At 65.5% G+C, this 15991-nt stretch carries 16 protein-coding genes; 3 read left to right on the forward strand and 13 right to left on the reverse strand.

What is annotated here, in order from left to right; genetic code table 11:
- Positions 1 to 15: 15 nt before the first annotated feature.
- The gene (locus PK98_RS06395) at positions 16 to 657 is read right to left on the reverse strand and encodes a YitT family protein (RefSeq protein ID WP_039095136.1); all 642 of its coding nucleotides are present in this window, start codon (positions 655 to 657) and stop codon (positions 16 to 18) included.
- Between the two features lie 110 nt (positions 658 to 767).
- Here PK98_RS06395 and ettA point away from each other — a divergent pair, with 110 nt between their 5' ends.
- From ettA to PK98_RS06410, 3 genes are all read left to right on the forward strand, one after another.
- Positions 768 to 2447 (forward strand): energy-dependent translational throttle protein EttA, encoded by a 1680-nt coding sequence (gene ettA, locus PK98_RS06400; RefSeq protein WP_039095137.1) that lies wholly within the window; start codon positions 768 to 770, stop codon positions 2445 to 2447.
- A gap of 128 nt (positions 2448 to 2575) precedes the next feature.
- Positions 2576 to 3514 (forward strand): RcnB family protein, encoded by a 939-nt coding sequence (locus PK98_RS06405; RefSeq protein WP_081996061.1) that lies wholly within the window; start codon positions 2576 to 2578, stop codon positions 3512 to 3514.
- A 110-nt stretch (positions 3515 to 3624) separates the two neighbouring features.
- On the forward strand, positions 3625 to 4314 hold the full coding sequence (locus PK98_RS06410; RefSeq protein WP_052208400.1) for a prolyl hydroxylase family protein: 690 nt from the start codon (positions 3625 to 3627) through the stop codon (positions 4312 to 4314).
- On the opposite strand, the gene PK98_RS06415 is transcribed toward PK98_RS06410, so the two are convergent.
- The 12 genes from PK98_RS06415 to PK98_RS06465 form a co-directional block, all read right to left on the reverse strand.
- Positions 4280 to 5908 carry a lysine--tRNA ligase gene (locus PK98_RS06415; protein WP_039095139.1) on the reverse strand — a complete coding sequence of 543 codons (1629 nt, stop codon included), beginning with the start codon at positions 5906 to 5908 and terminating at the stop codon, positions 4280 to 4282. The two genes, PK98_RS06410 and PK98_RS06415, sit on opposite strands and share 35 nt — an antisense overlap.
- 149 nt (positions 5909 to 6057) lie before the next feature.
- Positions 6058 to 6426, reverse strand: coding sequence for a MerR family transcriptional regulator (locus tag PK98_RS06420; RefSeq protein ID WP_039095141.1), 369 nt, complete (start codon positions 6424 to 6426; stop codon positions 6058 to 6060).
- A 23-nt stretch (positions 6427 to 6449) separates the two neighbouring features.
- Complete coding sequence (locus tag PK98_RS06425; RefSeq protein ID WP_200884975.1) at positions 6450 to 6749, reverse strand: integration host factor subunit alpha; 300 nt, start codon at positions 6747 to 6749, stop codon at positions 6450 to 6452.
- 130 nt (positions 6750 to 6879) lie between these two features.
- Positions 6880 to 7845 (reverse strand): beta-ketoacyl-ACP synthase III, encoded by a 966-nt coding sequence (locus PK98_RS06430; protein ID WP_039095144.1) that lies wholly within the window; start codon positions 7843 to 7845, stop codon positions 6880 to 6882.
- The gene (gene plsX / locus PK98_RS06435) at positions 7842 to 8942 is read right to left on the reverse strand and encodes a phosphate acyltransferase PlsX (RefSeq protein ID WP_039095146.1); all 1101 of its coding nucleotides are present in this window, start codon (positions 8940 to 8942) and stop codon (positions 7842 to 7844) included. Before plsX ends, PK98_RS06430 begins: the two co-directional genes overlap by 4 nt.
- Positions 8943 to 8968: 26 nt before the next feature.
- Complete coding sequence (gene rpmF / locus PK98_RS16265; RefSeq protein ID WP_081996062.1) at positions 8969 to 9148, reverse strand: 50S ribosomal protein L32; 180 nt, start codon at positions 9146 to 9148, stop codon at positions 8969 to 8971.
- A 174-nt stretch (positions 9149 to 9322) separates the two neighbouring features.
- Complete coding sequence (rpmE, locus tag PK98_RS06440; RefSeq protein WP_039095148.1) at positions 9323 to 9550, reverse strand: 50S ribosomal protein L31; 228 nt, start codon at positions 9548 to 9550, stop codon at positions 9323 to 9325.
- A gap of 92 nt (positions 9551 to 9642) precedes the next feature.
- Positions 9643 to 10119 (reverse strand): 3-hydroxyacyl-ACP dehydratase FabZ, encoded by a 477-nt coding sequence (gene fabZ / locus PK98_RS06445; protein ID WP_039095151.1) that lies wholly within the window; start codon positions 10117 to 10119, stop codon positions 9643 to 9645.
- Positions 10119 to 10787 carry an OmpH family outer membrane protein gene (locus PK98_RS06450; protein WP_039095152.1) on the reverse strand — a complete coding sequence of 223 codons (669 nt, stop codon included), beginning with the start codon at positions 10785 to 10787 and terminating at the stop codon, positions 10119 to 10121. The genes fabZ and PK98_RS06450 overlap by 1 nt, the downstream gene beginning before the upstream one ends.
- A complete protein-coding gene (gene bamA / locus PK98_RS06455; protein ID WP_039095153.1) occupies positions 10787 to 13498 on the reverse strand; it encodes an outer membrane protein assembly factor BamA in 2712 nt (903 codons plus the stop codon). The genes PK98_RS06450 and bamA overlap by 1 nt, the downstream gene beginning before the upstream one ends.
- A 213-nt stretch (positions 13499 to 13711) precedes the next feature.
- The gene (rseP, locus tag PK98_RS06460) at positions 13712 to 14827 is read right to left on the reverse strand and encodes an RIP metalloprotease RseP (protein WP_200884976.1); all 1116 of its coding nucleotides are present in this window, start codon (positions 14825 to 14827) and stop codon (positions 13712 to 13714) included.
- A 4-nt stretch (positions 14828 to 14831) separates the two neighbouring features.
- A complete protein-coding gene (locus PK98_RS06465) occupies positions 14832 to 15986 on the reverse strand; it encodes a 1-deoxy-D-xylulose-5-phosphate reductoisomerase (protein ID WP_039095154.1) in 1155 nt (384 codons plus the stop codon).
- Positions 15987 to 15991: the final 5 nt, after the last annotated feature.

Below are 15991 nucleotides of genomic sequence, written 5' to 3' on the forward strand. Positions count from 1 at the left end.
CGTACCCGGGCATGATCATCGGCCAAGGTAACGGCCGGGCTTGTGCCAAGCGATCAGGATCATGTTGATCGCCAGGATGCTGAGCGCCGACCAGCCGATCCGTTCGGGCGGGATCGCCAGCAGGGCGGAGCCGACGATGAAGGTATCGACCAGCAGCTGGAACCGGCCCACGCTCCACCCGCGGGTGCGGTGGAGATACAGCGCCAGGGTGGTGATGCCCCCTGCCCCGCAATTGTGCCGCACCAGTGCCAGGATGCCCATGCCCGCACAGGTCCCGCCCGCCAGTGCGGCGAAGGCCGGGTGAACGTCGGCGATGTGGATCGCCTGCTGCGCGACGGCGGCGATGCCGAAGATCAATCCGCTGGCGACCACCGTCTTGATCACATACTCGCGCCCCAGCACCTGCCCGCCGAATGCCAGGAACGGCAGGCTGATCAGGAAGAACAGCGGACCCACGCCCAGCGGCAGGACATAGGACATCAGCAGGGCGATGCCCGCCACGCCCGCCGTCACGATGTTCGCGGCCTGCATCAGCACCAGCCCGACCGCCAGCAACGTGCAGCCCGTGATGATGGCGTAGATGTCCTCCAGCGGCGTATGCTCGTTGGGGTCGCGCAGCATGCCTTCGGGATCGAGCGGGTTGGTTTCGTTTGTCACGGGCGGGCCGCTACAGGACGGATGCCCTGCCGCCAAGCGGGTTGCCCCTGACGGCGCCAGCGCCTATTTGCCGGGCCAGTTCCCTTTACCTTTGTTCGAGATAGAGACGCATGGCCGCCCAATACGCCTATGTCATGAAGAACATGACCAAGACCTTCCCCGGCGCGCCCAAGCCGGTGCTGTCGGACATTAACCTGCAATTCTACCAGGGTGCCAAGATCGGCATCGTCGGCCCCAACGGCGCCGGCAAGTCCACCCTGATGAAGATCATGGGCGGGATCGACACCGACTTTACCGGCGAAGCCTGGCCGGGCGAGAACATCACGGTCGGCTACCTGCCGCAGGAGCCGGAGCTGGACCCGACCAAGACCGTGCTGGAAAACGTCAAGGACGGCGCCCGCGAAGTGGCCGACATGGTCGACCGCTTCAACGCGATCAGCGCGGAAATGGGTGACCCGCAGGACGACACCGACTTCGACGCCCTGATGGAAGAGATGGGCACCCTGCAGGAAAAGATCGACGCGGTGGATGGCTGGACGCTCGATAACCAGCTTGAGATCGCGATGGAGGCGCTGCGCTGCCCGCCATCGGACAGCGGCGTGGAAAGCCTGTCCGGCGGCGAGAAGCGCCGCGTCGCGCTGACCCAGCTGCTGATCCAGAAGCCGGACATCCTGCTGCTGGACGAACCGACCAACCACCTCGATGCCGAAAGCGTCGAATGGCTGGAGAACCACCTGAAGGAATATGCCGGCGCGGTGCTGATGATCACCCACGATCGCTACTTCCTGGACAATGTCGTCGGCTGGATCCTGGAAATCGATCGCGGTCGCTATTTCCCGTACGAGGGCAACTACTCCACCTACCTGGACAAGAAGGCCAAGCGGCTGGACCAGGAAGACCGCGAGGAAAGCGGCCGATCCAAGGCGCTGAAGGAAGAGCTGGAGTGGATCCGGCAGACCCCCGCCGCCCGCCAGACCAAGTCCAAGGCCCGCATCAAGAAGTTCGAGGCCCTGCAGGAGGCGCAGAACACCCGCAAGCCGGGCAAGGCGCAGATCGTCATCCAGGTGCCGGAGCGGCTGGGCGGCAAGGTGATCGAAGCCAAGGGCCTGACCAAGGCCTATGGCGACAAGCTGCTGTTCGAGAACCTGTCCTTCATGCTGCCCCCGGGCGGGATCGTGGGCGTGATCGGCCCCAACGGCGCGGGCAAGTCCACGCTGTTCAAGCTGATCACCGGCAAGGAAGAACCTGACGAAGGTGCGCTGGAGATCGGCTCCACCGTGCATCTCGGCTATGTCGACCAGAGCCGCGATCACCTCGATCCCAAGAAGAACGTGTGGGAGGAAATCTCCGACGGGCACGACTACATGACCGTCAACAAGCACGAGACATCGACCCGGGCCTATGTCGGTGCGTTCAACTTCAAGGGCGGCGACCAGCAGAAGAATGTCGGCAAGCTGTCTGGTGGTGAGCGTAACCGCGTGCACATGGCCAAGATGCTGAAGCAGGGCGGCAACGTGCTGCTGCTCGACGAACCGACCAACGACCTCGACGTGGAAACGCTGGGCGCGCTGGAGGATGCGATCGAGAATTTTGCCGGTTGCGCCGTGGTCATCAGCCACGATCGCTTCTTCCTGGATCGCCTCGCCACACACATTCTCGCCTTCGAAGGCAACAGCCATGTGGAATGGTTCGAAGGGAACTTCGCTGCCTATGAGGAAGACAAGCGTCGCCGCCTGGGTGATGCGGCGGATCGACCTACGAAGCTGGCGTATAAGAAGCTGACTCGCTGATCTGGCACGCTGTTGCTTTTCGTTCAGATAACTAGCTGGTTCAGTTAACGGAAAGCCGACTCACTCTATCTCTCCTGTATCGGCCGCAGCCACTCACGCGGCGCAACCGCATACGGGAGAGTTCAGCGATGCGCGTGACAGACCTATTGAAGATGGTGGGCTATGCCGCACTTGCGGCAGGGCTAACCGTACCCCCCGTTGCTGCACAGGCGCAGGACCGGGGCGACCGCCGCGGCGACCGGATCGAACGGCGCAGCGAGCAGCGTGCCGGCCGGATCGACCGCGGAAGCGAGCAACGTGCCCGTCAGGTTGATCGCAGCAGCGAGCGGCAGGCCCAGCGCATCGAGCGCCGGGGCGATCGCCAGGCACAGCAGAGCCGTGTCCAGGGCCGCTATGGCGAGGGCCGGCAGATCGACCGGCGTGCCGAAGCCGTGGCGCGCCGGGTGGAACAGGTCGGTGACCGCAACGCCCGCCGCATCGAACAGCGGGGCGACCAGCGGGCGAACCGGGTGGAACAGCGCGGCGATATCCGCGCTGACCGCGCCCGGGGCGAATGGAACGGCAATCGCCAGGACTGGAACCGCAATAATGGCAACCGGGCGGACTGGAACCGCAACGACCGTGGGAACGACCGCGACCGCTATGACAACCGCCGGAACGATAACCGCGGCTATGATCGCCGGAACGACAATCGCAGATACGATGGGCGGCGCGACAATGACCGCCGTGGCAACTGGGCCGGCAATCGCAACGATCGGCGATGGGATCGCGGCTGGCGCAACGACAACCGGTACAACTGGTCCAATTACCGGAACTCCAACCGGGCGCTCTATCGTGGTGGCAGCTACTACTCGCCCTATCGCGACTGGTCGTATCGCCGGCTGAACATCGGTTTCACGTTGAACAGCCTGTTCTTCGGCAGCCGCTACTGGATCAACGATCCGGGGCAGTATCGCCTGCCGCCCGTCTACGGCCAGTATCGCTGGGTTCGGTATTATGACGACGTGCTGCTCGTCGACACCTATTCGGGCGAAGTGGTGGACGCGATCTACGACTTCTACTGGTAAACCGGCTTCTGCCGGTGCGAGTGGCCCGGCAGGGCGGAGCCTCCGGTCGGAAACGGCCGGGGGCTTTGCCGCTTGTCAGCGGGCTGCCTGGATGGAACAGGATGGCTGGCATGAATGAAGATCCCGACCACCTGATCGACGAAAGCAACCACCCGGACAAGGCGCTGCTCCGCCGGATTGGCCGCACCCTGCGCGAACGGCTCGCCACCAACCCGGCTGCGTACCGCATCCCGACCGAGAAAGCGGAACTGTGGGCGATAGGCGATGTCCTCTCGGCGGACGAGTGCACGCAATTGATGGCGATGATCGATGCCACCGCTACGCCTAGCGGCGCCTTCGGCACGCCGTATGAATCCGGCTACCGCACCAGCTATTCCGGCGATGTCGACGCCCACGCCCCGTTCGTAAAGCGCATCCAGCGGCGGATCGACGATCTGCTGGGGCTGGAGCCGGATACGGGCGAGACAATCCAGGGCCAGCGGTACGAGATCGGGCAAGAGTTCCAGCACCATACGGACTGGTTTCCGTCCAACACCGCCTACTGGGCGACGGAGCGCGCCCGCGGTGGACAGCGGGCGGTTACCGCGATGGTGTTCCTGAACCAGGTGGAAGGCGGCGGCACCACCGACTTCCCGCGGCTTGACCTGTCCATCACCCCGGCACCGGGCGTGCTGCTGGTCTGGAACAATGCGAGGCTGGACGGCACCCCCAATCCGTGGACGATCCACGCCGGCCGCCCCGTGACAGCCGGCGTAAAGTACATCATCACGAAATGGTATCGGGCTCGCCGCTGGCTGTAAGCGCTTCCGCGATCAAACTGCGGGTGCTGTCGATGCCGTACAGCGCGATGAAGCTGCCCATGCGCGGTCCTTGCGGCGATCCCAGCAGCGTCTCGTACAGGGCCTTGAACCAGTCGCGCAGGCTTTCGAAACCGAACTCCGGCTGCTTGCCGATCTCGTACACCATCGTCTGCAACGCTTCGGCATCCGCGTCGGGCGCCGCCGCAAGCTGCCGGTCCAGCTCAGTCAGAGCCGCCGCCTCGTCCGAGGTCGGCGCGCGCCGCTGCAGCGTGGGGGCGACGAAATCGCGGTTGTAGGCCAGCGCCGTGCTGACCAGAGTGTCCAGCTGCGGGTGCTGCGCCGGATCGGGGTCGGCGATATAATTGCCAAGATAGGACCAGACCTGCTCGCGCGTGGCCCCTGCCCCCAGCACGCCCACCAGGTTCAGCAGGAGGCCGTAAGTCACCGGCAGCGTGTCGCCCGCGCCGCCAGCCTCGCCGTTGGCGCGCAGCAGGTGCCACGCCGGATTACCCAGCTGCTGCTCCAGCGGCTGTTGCGCAATCTTGGCGCGGAACTGCCAGTACTCGTCCACGGCACGGGGAATCACCGCGTGGTGCAAGCTCTTGGCGCTCTTGGGATTGGGGAAGATGTAGAAGCCCAGCGATTCCTCGCTGCCATAGGTCAGCCAGTCCTCGATCGTCAGGCCATTGCCCTTGGACTTCGAGATCTTCTCGCCCTTCTCGTCCAGGAACAGCTCGTAGATCAGCCCTTCCGGTCGCCGGCCGCCCAGCACGGCGGCGATCTTGCCGGACTGGGTGACACTGTCGGTCAGGTCCTTGCCACACATCTCGTAATCGACGCCCAGCGCGACCCAGCGCATCGCCCAATCAACCTTCCACTGCAGTTTCGCCCGACCGCCCAGTACGGATTGCTCGACCATGCGGCCGTCATCCTCAAACCGGACGATCCCGGCCTCTGCGTCCAGCACCTCCACCGGCACCTGCAGCACCTGCCCGCTGGACAGGCTGATCGGCAGCACCGGAGAGTAGGTGCGCCGGCGCTCCTCCCGCAAGGTGGGCAGCATGACGTCCATGATCGCCTGATGGTGACGCAGCACGTTGCGCAACGCATCATCCAAGTCGCCGGCATTGTACCGGTCAGATGCGGAAACGAATTCGTAATCGAAGCCGAAGCGGTCCAGGAAGCTGCGCAACATCGCGTTGTTGTGGTGCGCGAAGCTTTCATGCGTGCCGAACGGATCGGGAATGCGGCTGAGCGGACGGCCCAGATTGTCGGTCAGCATCTGCCCGTTAGGCACATTGTCGGGCACCTTGCGCAGACCATCCATGTCGTCGCTGAACGCCACCAGCCGGGTGGGCGCCGGCGTGCCATCCGTGCTGGCGACGATCTCGTAGGCGCGGCGGACCAGGGTGGTGCGCAGCACTTCCTGGAAGGTGCCGATATGCGGCAGGCCGCTGGGGCCGTAGCCGGTCTCGAACAGCACGGGCTGCCCGTCCGGCCGGCCGTTCGGATACCGCTTGAACAGCTTGATGGCCTCCTGGAAGGGCCAGGCCTTGGAGGTGCGGGCGGCGGCGATCAGTGCTTCGTCGAACATGAGCGTGCCTTTCGCGGATGCCGGCCAAGTCCGCAAGGGGCGGACCGGCTTGCAGCGGACGGGTGCGATGTGCGGCCGCGATCGCCCGGAGACTGGCGGAATCCAACGCGACGCTCAGGCTGGCAGTATGGACGTGCGCCCGTGTATACCTACGCCGCCAGCGCGCCTGCCAACCGGTCGCGGATCGCCTGCAAGGATGTCCGCAACCGCACGTTTTCCGTCATGGACGCTGTCGAGGGCGTCGTCGCATGGACCTGATCGACCGGTGCGGCCTGCTCCTGTTCGATTGCACCCCGTGCACCCTTCAGGGTGTAGCCGGCCCGGTTGACCAGCGCATCGATCCGCATGACGAGCGCGACATCGTCGCTGCGGTAATAGCGCCGGCCACCGCTGCGCTTGAGCGGCTGCAGCATGGGGAACTGCTGTTCCCAGTATCGCAGCACGTGCTGCTTTACCCCCAGCATCGCGGAAAGCTCGCCAATGGTGCGCAGTGCGCCGGGTTCCTTGCCATCCTTCATGATCAGTCCCGGCCAGCGCCCCGTCAGGCAGCGCCGATGCGATCCTTCAGCTTCTGGCTTGCACGGAAGGTCATCACGCGGCGGGGCGTGATCGGCACTTCGATGCCGGTCTTGGGATTGCGCCCGACGCGTTCGCGCTTGTCACGCAGCACGAAGCTGCCGAAGCTGGAGATCTTCACATTCTGCCCTTCGGACAGTGCACAGCACATCTTGGCCAAGATAGCCTCGACCAGGTCGAGACTTTCGGCGCGGGACAGGCCCAGCTTGCGGTTCAACGTCTCGGCCAGATCAGCCCGCGTCAATGTGCCCACAGAACGCATCATGTGCATGCCATATTCCCCCGGAAAGTGCCGCAGTCCCCGCAGCTAACTTGCCCGAATCGGCATCCATGCGCAATAACGGCTTGGCGCGAATCCGCTGCAACTGCTCACATTTGTCAGTCGTTGCAGCCGGTTATAGACGCAGCAGGCTGGCACCCCAGGTGAAGCCGCCGCCCATCGCCTCCAGCATGACCAGGTCGCCATCCTTGATCCGGCCATCCTGCCGCGCCACGGCGAAGGCCAGCGGCACCGAGGCGGCGGAGGTATTGGCATGGCGGTCGACAGTCACGACCATGCGCTCCATCGGCAGGCCCAGCTTGCGCGCGGTCGCGTCCAGGATGCGGAAATTCGCCTGATGCGGGACGACCCAGTCGATATCGGCCGGCTGGTGCCCGGTCTCGGCCAGCACCTCGGCCAGCACTTCGGCCAGGTTCACCACCGCGTGGCGGAACACTTCCCGGCCCTTCATCCGCAACTTGCCCACCGTGCCGGTGGTGGATGGCCCACCATCGACATGCAGCAGGCCGCGATGCTGGCCATCGGCATGCAGCCGCGTGGCCAGGACACCCGGTCCGTCCGGATCGGCCACCTCCTGCGCCTGCATCACGAAGGCGCCCGCGCCATCGCCGAACAGCACGCAGGTGGTGCGATCTTCCCAGTCCAGAATGCGGCTGAAGGTCTCCGCGCCGATCACCAGCGCGGTTGTCGCCATGCCGGTACGCAGCATCGCATCTGCCGTGCCCAGCGCATAAAGGAACCCGGAACAGACCGCCGCAACATCGAACGCCGCACCGGCGCAGCCAAGCTCGTGCTGCACCAGCGTGGCGGTGGCGGGGAATGTCTGGTCGGGTGTGGCAGTCGCCAGCACGATCAGGTCGACCGCGGCGGCATCGATGCCGGCATCCGCCAACGCAGCGCGCGCGGCGGCGATGGCCAGCGTGCCGGTGGTCTCGCCCTCGCCCGCAATGTAGCGCTGGGTGATGCCAGTTCGCTCGCGGATCCATTCGTCGCTGGTGTCCAGCTGCGCCGCCAGCTCGTCATTGCTGACCACCCGGCGGGGCAAGGCATGACCGACACCGCGGAAGACGGAGCGGATCATTGCGCCGCCTCGGCCTCCGGCTTGTCAGCCGGGTTGCTGTCGATCACGGTCGAGGATGCGACGCGGGCTCGCAGGCGGTCCGTGCCAAGCTCCTGCAGATCGGCCATGATGCGCTGCGTCAGGTCTTCTTCCAGCAGGCGGGCCGACACGGCGACCGCATTGGCCACACCCGCGGCGGTAGCACTGCCATGCGACTTCACGACCACGCCGTTCAGGCCCAGAAAGACCGCGCCATTGTGGTTGTTCGGATCGAGATGGTGGCGCAGCAATTCCGTTGCCGGCCGCGAGATCAGGAAGCCGATCTTCGAGCGGAGCGACGAGCGGAACGCATCCTTCAGCAGGTCGGTGACAAAGCGCGCCGAACCCTCGATCGCCTTGAGGGCGATATTTCCGGAAAAACCATCCGTCACCACGACGTCGACCGCGCCGCGGTTGATGGTGTTCGCTTCCACGAAGCCTTCGAAATCGAGCGACAACCCATGCGCCGCGCGCAGCGCCTGCGCGGCATCCTGCAGGTCGCCGGTGCCCTTCGTGTCCTCGGTACCGATATTCAGCAACCGGACACGCGGCCGCTCGCGCCCCGTGACGATGCGGGCATAGGCGGCGCCCATGATGGCGAACTGCACCAGGTTCTGTGCGCTACACTCGGTGTTGGCGCCCAGATCCAGCATGATCACATCATTGTCGCCCAGCGTGGGCATCAACGCCGCCAGCGCAGGGCGGTCGATACCGGGCATGGTGCGCAGCGCGACCTTGCTCATCGCCATCAGCGCGCCGGTATTGCCGGCGCTGACTGCCGCTCCGGCCGCTCCACGCTTCACCGCGTCGATGGCAAGACCCATCGACGTGGTCCGCGCGCGACGCAGCGCCTGGGTCGGTTTCTCGTCGCCAGCGACGACATCGTCGCAGTGCAGGATCTCGGACGCAGCGCGCAGGCCCGGATGCTGATCCAGGGCCTGCTCGATCTTGTTTCCATCGCCGACCAGCAGGAACTGGAATTTTTCATGACGCCGACGGGCCAGGGCCGCGCCGGATACCATCACGTGCACGCCCTCGTCACCACCCATCGCATCGACGGCGATACGCGGAAGGCTCATGCGTACCTGCTCCTGCTCACCGACGATCAGGAAGCAGCAGCGATGATTTCGCGTCCATTGTAGTGGCCGCAGGCGACGCACAGATTGTGCGGACGCTTCAGCTCACCGCAATTGGTGCACTCGTGGAAGGCATCGACCTTCAGTGCATCGTGCGACCGGCGGTTACCGCGACGGTGCGGGGAAGTTTTCCTTTTGGGGACGGCCATTGCGGCACCTGTTCCTTGAATTGGCTAATCAATGTTGCGACCGCCCTATGCCGCCGCTGCCCCGCGCGCAAGCACGACAGGACAGGCGGCACATAGATGCGGCGAAGGCGCGCGCTATAGCGATTCCACGCCGCGACGCAACCTTTGCTGCGGCCCCGCACGGGGGCCACGGACTTACTTCTTCTTGAGCGACAGCCCGCCGAAGCGCTTGTTGAACTGCGCCACGCGGCCACCCGTATCCAGCTGACGCGTGCCACCGGTCCAGGCCGGGTGGCTGGTGGGATCGATGTCGAGCGCCAGCGTGTCGCCTTCCTTGCCCCAGGTGGAGCGGGTCTCGAACACGGTGCCGTCGGTCATCTGCACCTTGATCATGTGGTAGTCGGGGTGAATCTCGGCCTTCATGGCATTAGTCCTCGTGCATGGGGCCGGTACCGACCGGCCGCGCAATGGGATGGAAGCGGCGCCCCTTAGTGCCAAGGGGCGCGGTTGGCAAGTCAGGCCGGTGCATCGGCGATCATGGCGGTAAAGCTCACCTCGCAGGTGACCTTGCCATCCACGCTCGCGACGCCGCGGAACTTGCATACACGGGCGCGCTTCTGGACGAAGCTCACCTCCAGTGACAGCAGACAGCCCGGTTCGACCGGGGCGCGGAACTTGGCTTCATCGATCGCCATGAAATAGACGAGCTTGCCGCTGCCGGCGAGATTCATGGTCTCGACCGCGAGGATGCCGGCCGCCTGGGCCAGCGCCTCGATCTGCAGGACGCCGGGCATGATCGGGCGGCCAGGGAAGTGCCCTTGGAAGAAGCTCTCGTTGAAGCTGACCGCCTTGATCGCCCGGATACGTTCGTCCTGCACCAGCTCCGCCACCCGGTCGACCAGCAACATGGGGTAGCGATGCGGCAGTGCCGCCAGGATGCCCGCAATATCCATGCTGCAAGCTTCCGTGGCGGCCGGCACGTCCTCTGTCATCAGCGGCCCTCGACCGGCGTCGCCGCGGCGGCAGGGGCCTGCGCCTGTGCCTGCGCTGCCTGCTCTTCACGCAGCTGCGGCGGCACCCAGCCCTCCGGCGGGACGATCTGCGCCGACGGCAGGAGGGTGTTCAGCTGGTCCAGCACCGCCTGGTTCATGTTGTAGGCCGCGTCGGCATACAGCACGGTGTCGGGCGTCAGCACCAGGGTGACGCTGCGGGCGCGGGCCGCATTCTCGATCGCGGCGGGCAGCTGCGCCTGGATCTGCTCTTCGACATAGGCCTGGCTCAACGCCACGGGACCCAGGATCTGCTGCAGCTCGCGCTGACCGGACTGCTCGAGCTGCTGGATCGTGGCGGCCTGCTGCTGCAGCTGCTGCTGGTTGGCGTTCGGCTGCTGGCTGGCGGTCTGCAGCTGCGTGAACAGCGGCTCCAGCTGCTGCTGGATCGCGGTACGGAGCTGGTTGGCCTGGTCGATCTGTGCCTGGTAGGTGGTCTGGCGCTGCTGCTGTGCCGTGCGGTAGGCGTTGGAGCTGGCGACCACGGCCTGGATGTTCACGACGCCGATACCCTGCTGGGCTTGCGCCGCGACAGGCGCGACGATGGCGGGCGCGGTCAGCGCGGCGAGAGCGAGGCCTGCAGCCAGCGCGGGCTTGAAAAGCTTGGTCATCAGAACTGGGTTCCCACGTTGAACGAAAAGAGCTGTGTGTCGTCGCCTTCCGCCTTCAGCAGCGGATAAGCGGCGTTGATCCGGAACGGCCCGAACGGTGAATTCCAGTCCACCCCGATGCCGATGGCGACGCGCGGCTTGGGCGTGTCGCCAAAGAACTGCTCGACGAAGGGCGGCAGGTTACGGCCGCGTGCCTGGTTGATGTCACCCGTGGGCGAACGCGGGTTGGTCACGATCGTCGTGATCGCCTGGCCGGCCGCGTTGGTGCCGACCTGATTGTACAGCGCATTGCCGGCCTCGTCGCGCTCCGGGATCAGGATGCCACCCGGGAACGGCGAATTGGTAAGCGCCGGCCGGTTCACGTTGAACACTGCACCGGCATCCAGGAAGATCGACGGCCGCAAGCCAAGCTCGCGCGCGCCGGAGCTGAGCGGGATCTCCAGCTCGGCCTGGAACAGGTACATGGCGTTGCCGCCCAGTGCGTCATCCGTGTTGCCACGGTCGCGCAACGGCAGCAGCACGCCATTGCCCTGCGCGTCGGTGACATAGCCGCTGGCGCCCTGCTCGTAGAAGCGGCGGACCACGCGCGGGCCGACGCCGCGGATGTCGAAGCCGCGCATTTGCGGCTCGCCCAGGAAGAAGCGGTCGGTCAGCAGCACATTGCCGCCATTGCCCAGCCCCTTGATGTAGCCGCCCTGTGCGCTGACGTTGAAGATGAAGCCGCTGCCGATGTTCCAATACTTGTCGGCGTTGGCGGTGATCCGCGCATATTTCACGGTACCGCCAAGGCCTGCGACATCGACGCTCAGCAGGACGTTCTCACCCGATGTCGGGCGCTGCCGGCTGTTCAGCGTCGAATAGATCAGCGATCCGCCCAGGATGGAGCTGGTACGGGTGCCGATCGCGTCGCAGAGGAAACGGCCTGCGATCAGCGGTGCGCACTCGCCGTCGATGAAGTACAGGTCCTCGTCGAGGGTGATGTCGTCATAGTTGAACGTGTAGCGCGCAACCGCGGTCATGTATTCGGTCAGCGGCACGCCGACACGGGCAGAGAAGCCGGTCTGCGCCTGTTCGTAGGTGGCGCTCTGACGGCTGAGATAGCCGTTGTTGAAGTCGCGACGGTATATATCGACACCGGCCGAGATGTTCTTGTCGAACAGATACGGCTCGGTGAAGCTGATGTTGCCGGAGCGCGAATACCGGGAATAGCTGGCCGACAAGCCGACCGTCTGCCCGCGACCGCGGAAGTTGCGCTGGCGGATGGAACCCTGGAAGATGAAGCTTTCGATCGAAGAGAAGCCGGCCGACAGGGACAGCTCACCCGTGGCCTGTTCCTGCACGTTCGCATCCAGGATGATGCGGTCGGCGCTGGAGCCATCAACCTGGCTAACCTCGAAGTTCTCCTGGAAGTAGCCCAGCGAGTTGATGCGCGCGGTCGAACGCTGCACCTGCAGCGAGTTGAACGCATCGCCTTCGGTGATGCGGAACTCGCGCCGGATGACCTTGTCCTGCGTCAGCGTGTTGCCGTTGACGTTCACCTGCTCGACATAGACGCGCGGCGCTTCGTTGATCGTGAAGCGGACGTTCATCGTCAGCTCTTCCTGGTTGCGGCTGAACTGCGGCCGCACATCGGCGAAGGCGTAGCCGAACGTGCCGGCCAGTTCCGTCATCTGCTCGATCGTGTCCTCGACCAGCTTGGCATCGTACCAGTCGCCCGCCTTCATCGGCAGGTTGCCGGTCATGCGGTCCGAGTCGAAGTCGCGTAGCTGGCTGTCCACTTCCACTTCGCCGAACTTGTAGCGCTGCCCTTCCTCGACCACGTATGTGATGATGAAGTCGCGCTTGTCCGGTGTCAGCTCGGCCACGGCCGACACTACGCGGAAGTCGGCATAGCCGTTCTGCAGGTAGAAGGCGCGCAGCTGCTGCTGGTCGAAGGCGAGCCGATCGGGATCGTAGCTGGTGGCGGAGGAGAAGATGCGCAGCGGGGCGGCAACCTTGGTCACCATCTCGTCACGCAGGTCGCCATCGCTGAACGCCTCGTTGCCGAGGATGTTGATCTGGCGGACCTTGGACTTGGGGCCCTCCGTGATCTCGAACACCACATCCACGCGGTTCTGGTCGAGCTGCACCATCTGCGGCTCCACCGTGGCGGCGAAGCGGCCCTGGCGCTTGTACAGCTCGATGATGCGGGCCACGTCGGCGCGCACCTTTGACCGGGTGAAGATCTGCCGGGGTTCCAGCTGGATCTCGGGCAGGATCTTGTCATCCTTGATCCGGCGATTGCCTTCCAGGACGATGCGGTTGATCACCGGGTTCTCCACCACGGTGATGACCAGATTGCCAACTTCGTTGTCGATCCGGTAGTCGGAGAACAGCTCGGTCGCGGCGAGATCCTTCAGCGCCTGATCCGCCGCGGCGGCGGTGTAGACGTCGCCGGTCCGCAGCTTGATGTAGCTGAGGATGGTCTGGGGTTCGAGGCGCTGGGCGCCCGCGACCGCAATCGAGCGGATCACATCACCCTGCGGCGCCGGCGCCGGTGCCGCCGTGGCGGCCGGCGCCGTTCCGGTTACGGGCGGCGTGGCCTGCGTTGTGGCCGATGCGGCCGGTGCCTGCTGCGCCCATGCGCTCACCGGCATCCCGGCCAGCACTGTGCAGCCGAGCAGCGCCGCCATCAGAGGCAAGGCAGTCACTTCAGTATTCCTGGCGGTCATTCCCGTCGGTTCCAATCCGTCTGCATGAACTTGGCAATCATGCCCGGCTGTCTCGCCACCCCCGCGAAATCGTGCCGGTCCGCCCTTGCAACTCAAGCTCGCGCCCTTGCCCCATGCAAGACGGGCGATCAAGCAAGCGTTGGGGAAAAGCGTGCCGCGATACAATCTTCAATTCCGGTCCGTCTGCCCCGCGACAAGGCAGACGGTCGCGGCCTAACGCCCCCACAGCGGCAGCGTCGCCACATCGTTGATGGTCACGAACAGCATCAGCGCCAGCACGAAGGCTATGCCGGTGCGGAATGCCCATTCCTGACTGCGCTGGCTGGCGGGTTTCCGGCGGATCGCTTCCGCTGCGTAGAACGCCAGGTGCCCACCATCCAGCGCCGGAATTGGCAGCAAGTTAATGAATGCCAAGTTAATTGAGATCAGCGCCGCGAAATGGATGAATTGCGGCCAGCCGAGGCTGAGCTGCTCGCCGGAAAACTTGGCGATCTTGATCGGGCCGCCCAGCTCTTCCACCGAACGGCGCCCGCTGATGATCTGCCAGATGCCCAGCACCATCGTTTCCATGATCTGCCCGGTCTGCCGGACCGCCAGCACGACAGACTCGCCAGCACCGACCGGCACCAGCCGTCCGCCGCCCGCGCCGATGCCGATCTGCCCGATCCTGAACTGGTTGCCGAAGCGGTCCTGCTCGGTCACCGGGCGGATGGTGAAACTGTAGCTCAGCTGCTCTCCGCCGCGATCGACCACCAGCGTCACCGGTTCGCCCGGATGCGGCGCGATGCGGCCGGGCACCTCGTCGAAGCCGGCGATCGGATCGCCATCGATGCTGACGATCCGGTCACCTATCGCGATGCCGGCCCGGGCAGCCGCGCCGTCCTGGGCCAGAACCTGCACCACCGGCGCGACCTCCAGCCGGCCATAGGCGAGGTTGAGCCCCGCCAAGATCGCGATCGCCACCACGAAATTCACGGCCGGGCCAGCGGCCACGATCAGCGCTTTCTGCCCCAGCGTACGCGCCTGAAAGGTCTGCGCCCGTTCGGCGGCGGGGAGCGCCAGCCATTCGGGCGAAGGCTGGCTAGCCGGGTTCATGTCTCCGGCAAACTGCACATAGCCGCCCAGTGGCAGCGCCGACAGCTTCCAGCGGGTGCCGCGCCGGTCGGTGTAGCCGATCAGCTCCTTGCCGAACCCGACGGAGAAGGCGTCAGCCTTCACCCCGCACCAGCGGCCGACAAGATAGTGCCCAAGTTCGTGCAGCGTCACCAGGGGCCCCAGCACCAGCAGGAAGCCGAGCAACCACATCCAGAGCGGCGGTGTCTCGATCATGGGGTCAGGCAGGCTCCAGCATGGCGCTTGCCTGCCGGCGCGCCAGACTATCGACGGCGAGCACGTCATCCAGACAGGCTGGCGGCGGAGGGCAGCAGTTTTCAAGCACTTGCGCCACGATTTGCGCGATCTGCGTGAACCTTATCTGACCGGCCAGGAAAGCGGCCACCGCCACTTCGTTCGCGGCGTTCAGCACGGCAGGCGCGGCGCCGCCGGCGATCACCGCCTCACGCGCCAGCCTGGTCGCCGGGAAGCGCATCTCGTCCGGCGCCAGAAAGGTCAGCTGGCCGATCGCAGGCAGGTCGAGCGGAGCGCAGGGCGTGTCCATCCGCAGAGGCCATGCCAGGGCCGATGCGATCGGTACGCGCATGTCTGCGGGGCCGAGCTGTGCCAGGGTGGACCCGTCGCGATATTCAACCATGGAATGGATAACGCTTTGCGGATGAACCACGATCCGCAGCCGTTCATGCCCGACCGGGAACAGGTGGTATGCCTCGATGAACTCCAGCCCCTTGTTGAACATGGTGGCGGAATCGACGCTGATCTTGGCTCCCATGGACCAGTTCGGATGGGCCACCGCCTCGGCCGCCGTGGCGGCTTCCAGCCGCGCCATCGACCATTCGCGCAAGGGTCCGCCGCTGGCGGTCAGCGTGATCCAGCGGACATCCGCGATATCGTTGCCTGCCAGGCACTGGAAGATGGCGTTGTGCTCCGAGTCGACGGGCAACAGGGTGGCGCCGTACTGGCGAACAGCCGCCGTCATGACCTCACCAGCGGAAACCAGCGCTTCCTTGTTGGCGAGTGCCACTGTGCCGCCGGTGCGGATCGCCGCCATCGTGGGGGCGAGCCCGGCGCAGCCGACAATGGCGGCAACGGTCAGGTCCGCACCGCGGGCTGCCACCTCCACCAGCGCCGCGTTGCCGCCGGCCGCTTCAATGTCGCTGCCGGCCAGGGCGGCGCGCAGCTCGGGCAGGCAGCCTTCGTCCGCGACCACTGCCACCCGGGCATTGTGGAGCCGGGCCAGCCGCGCAAGCTCGGCCGCCTGGCAGTTCGCGGTCAGCGCCTCGACCCGCCACCGCTGAGGATCGCGGGCAACCAGATCCAGTGTGGAGGCGCCGATGGAACCCGTCGCGCCGAAAATGGAGATGGAGCGGGTCATGCCCG

It is taken from the genome of Croceibacterium mercuriale (genome assembly GCF_000802385.1).
GTDB lineage: Bacteria > Pseudomonadota > Alphaproteobacteria > Sphingomonadales > Sphingomonadaceae > Croceibacterium > Croceibacterium mercuriale.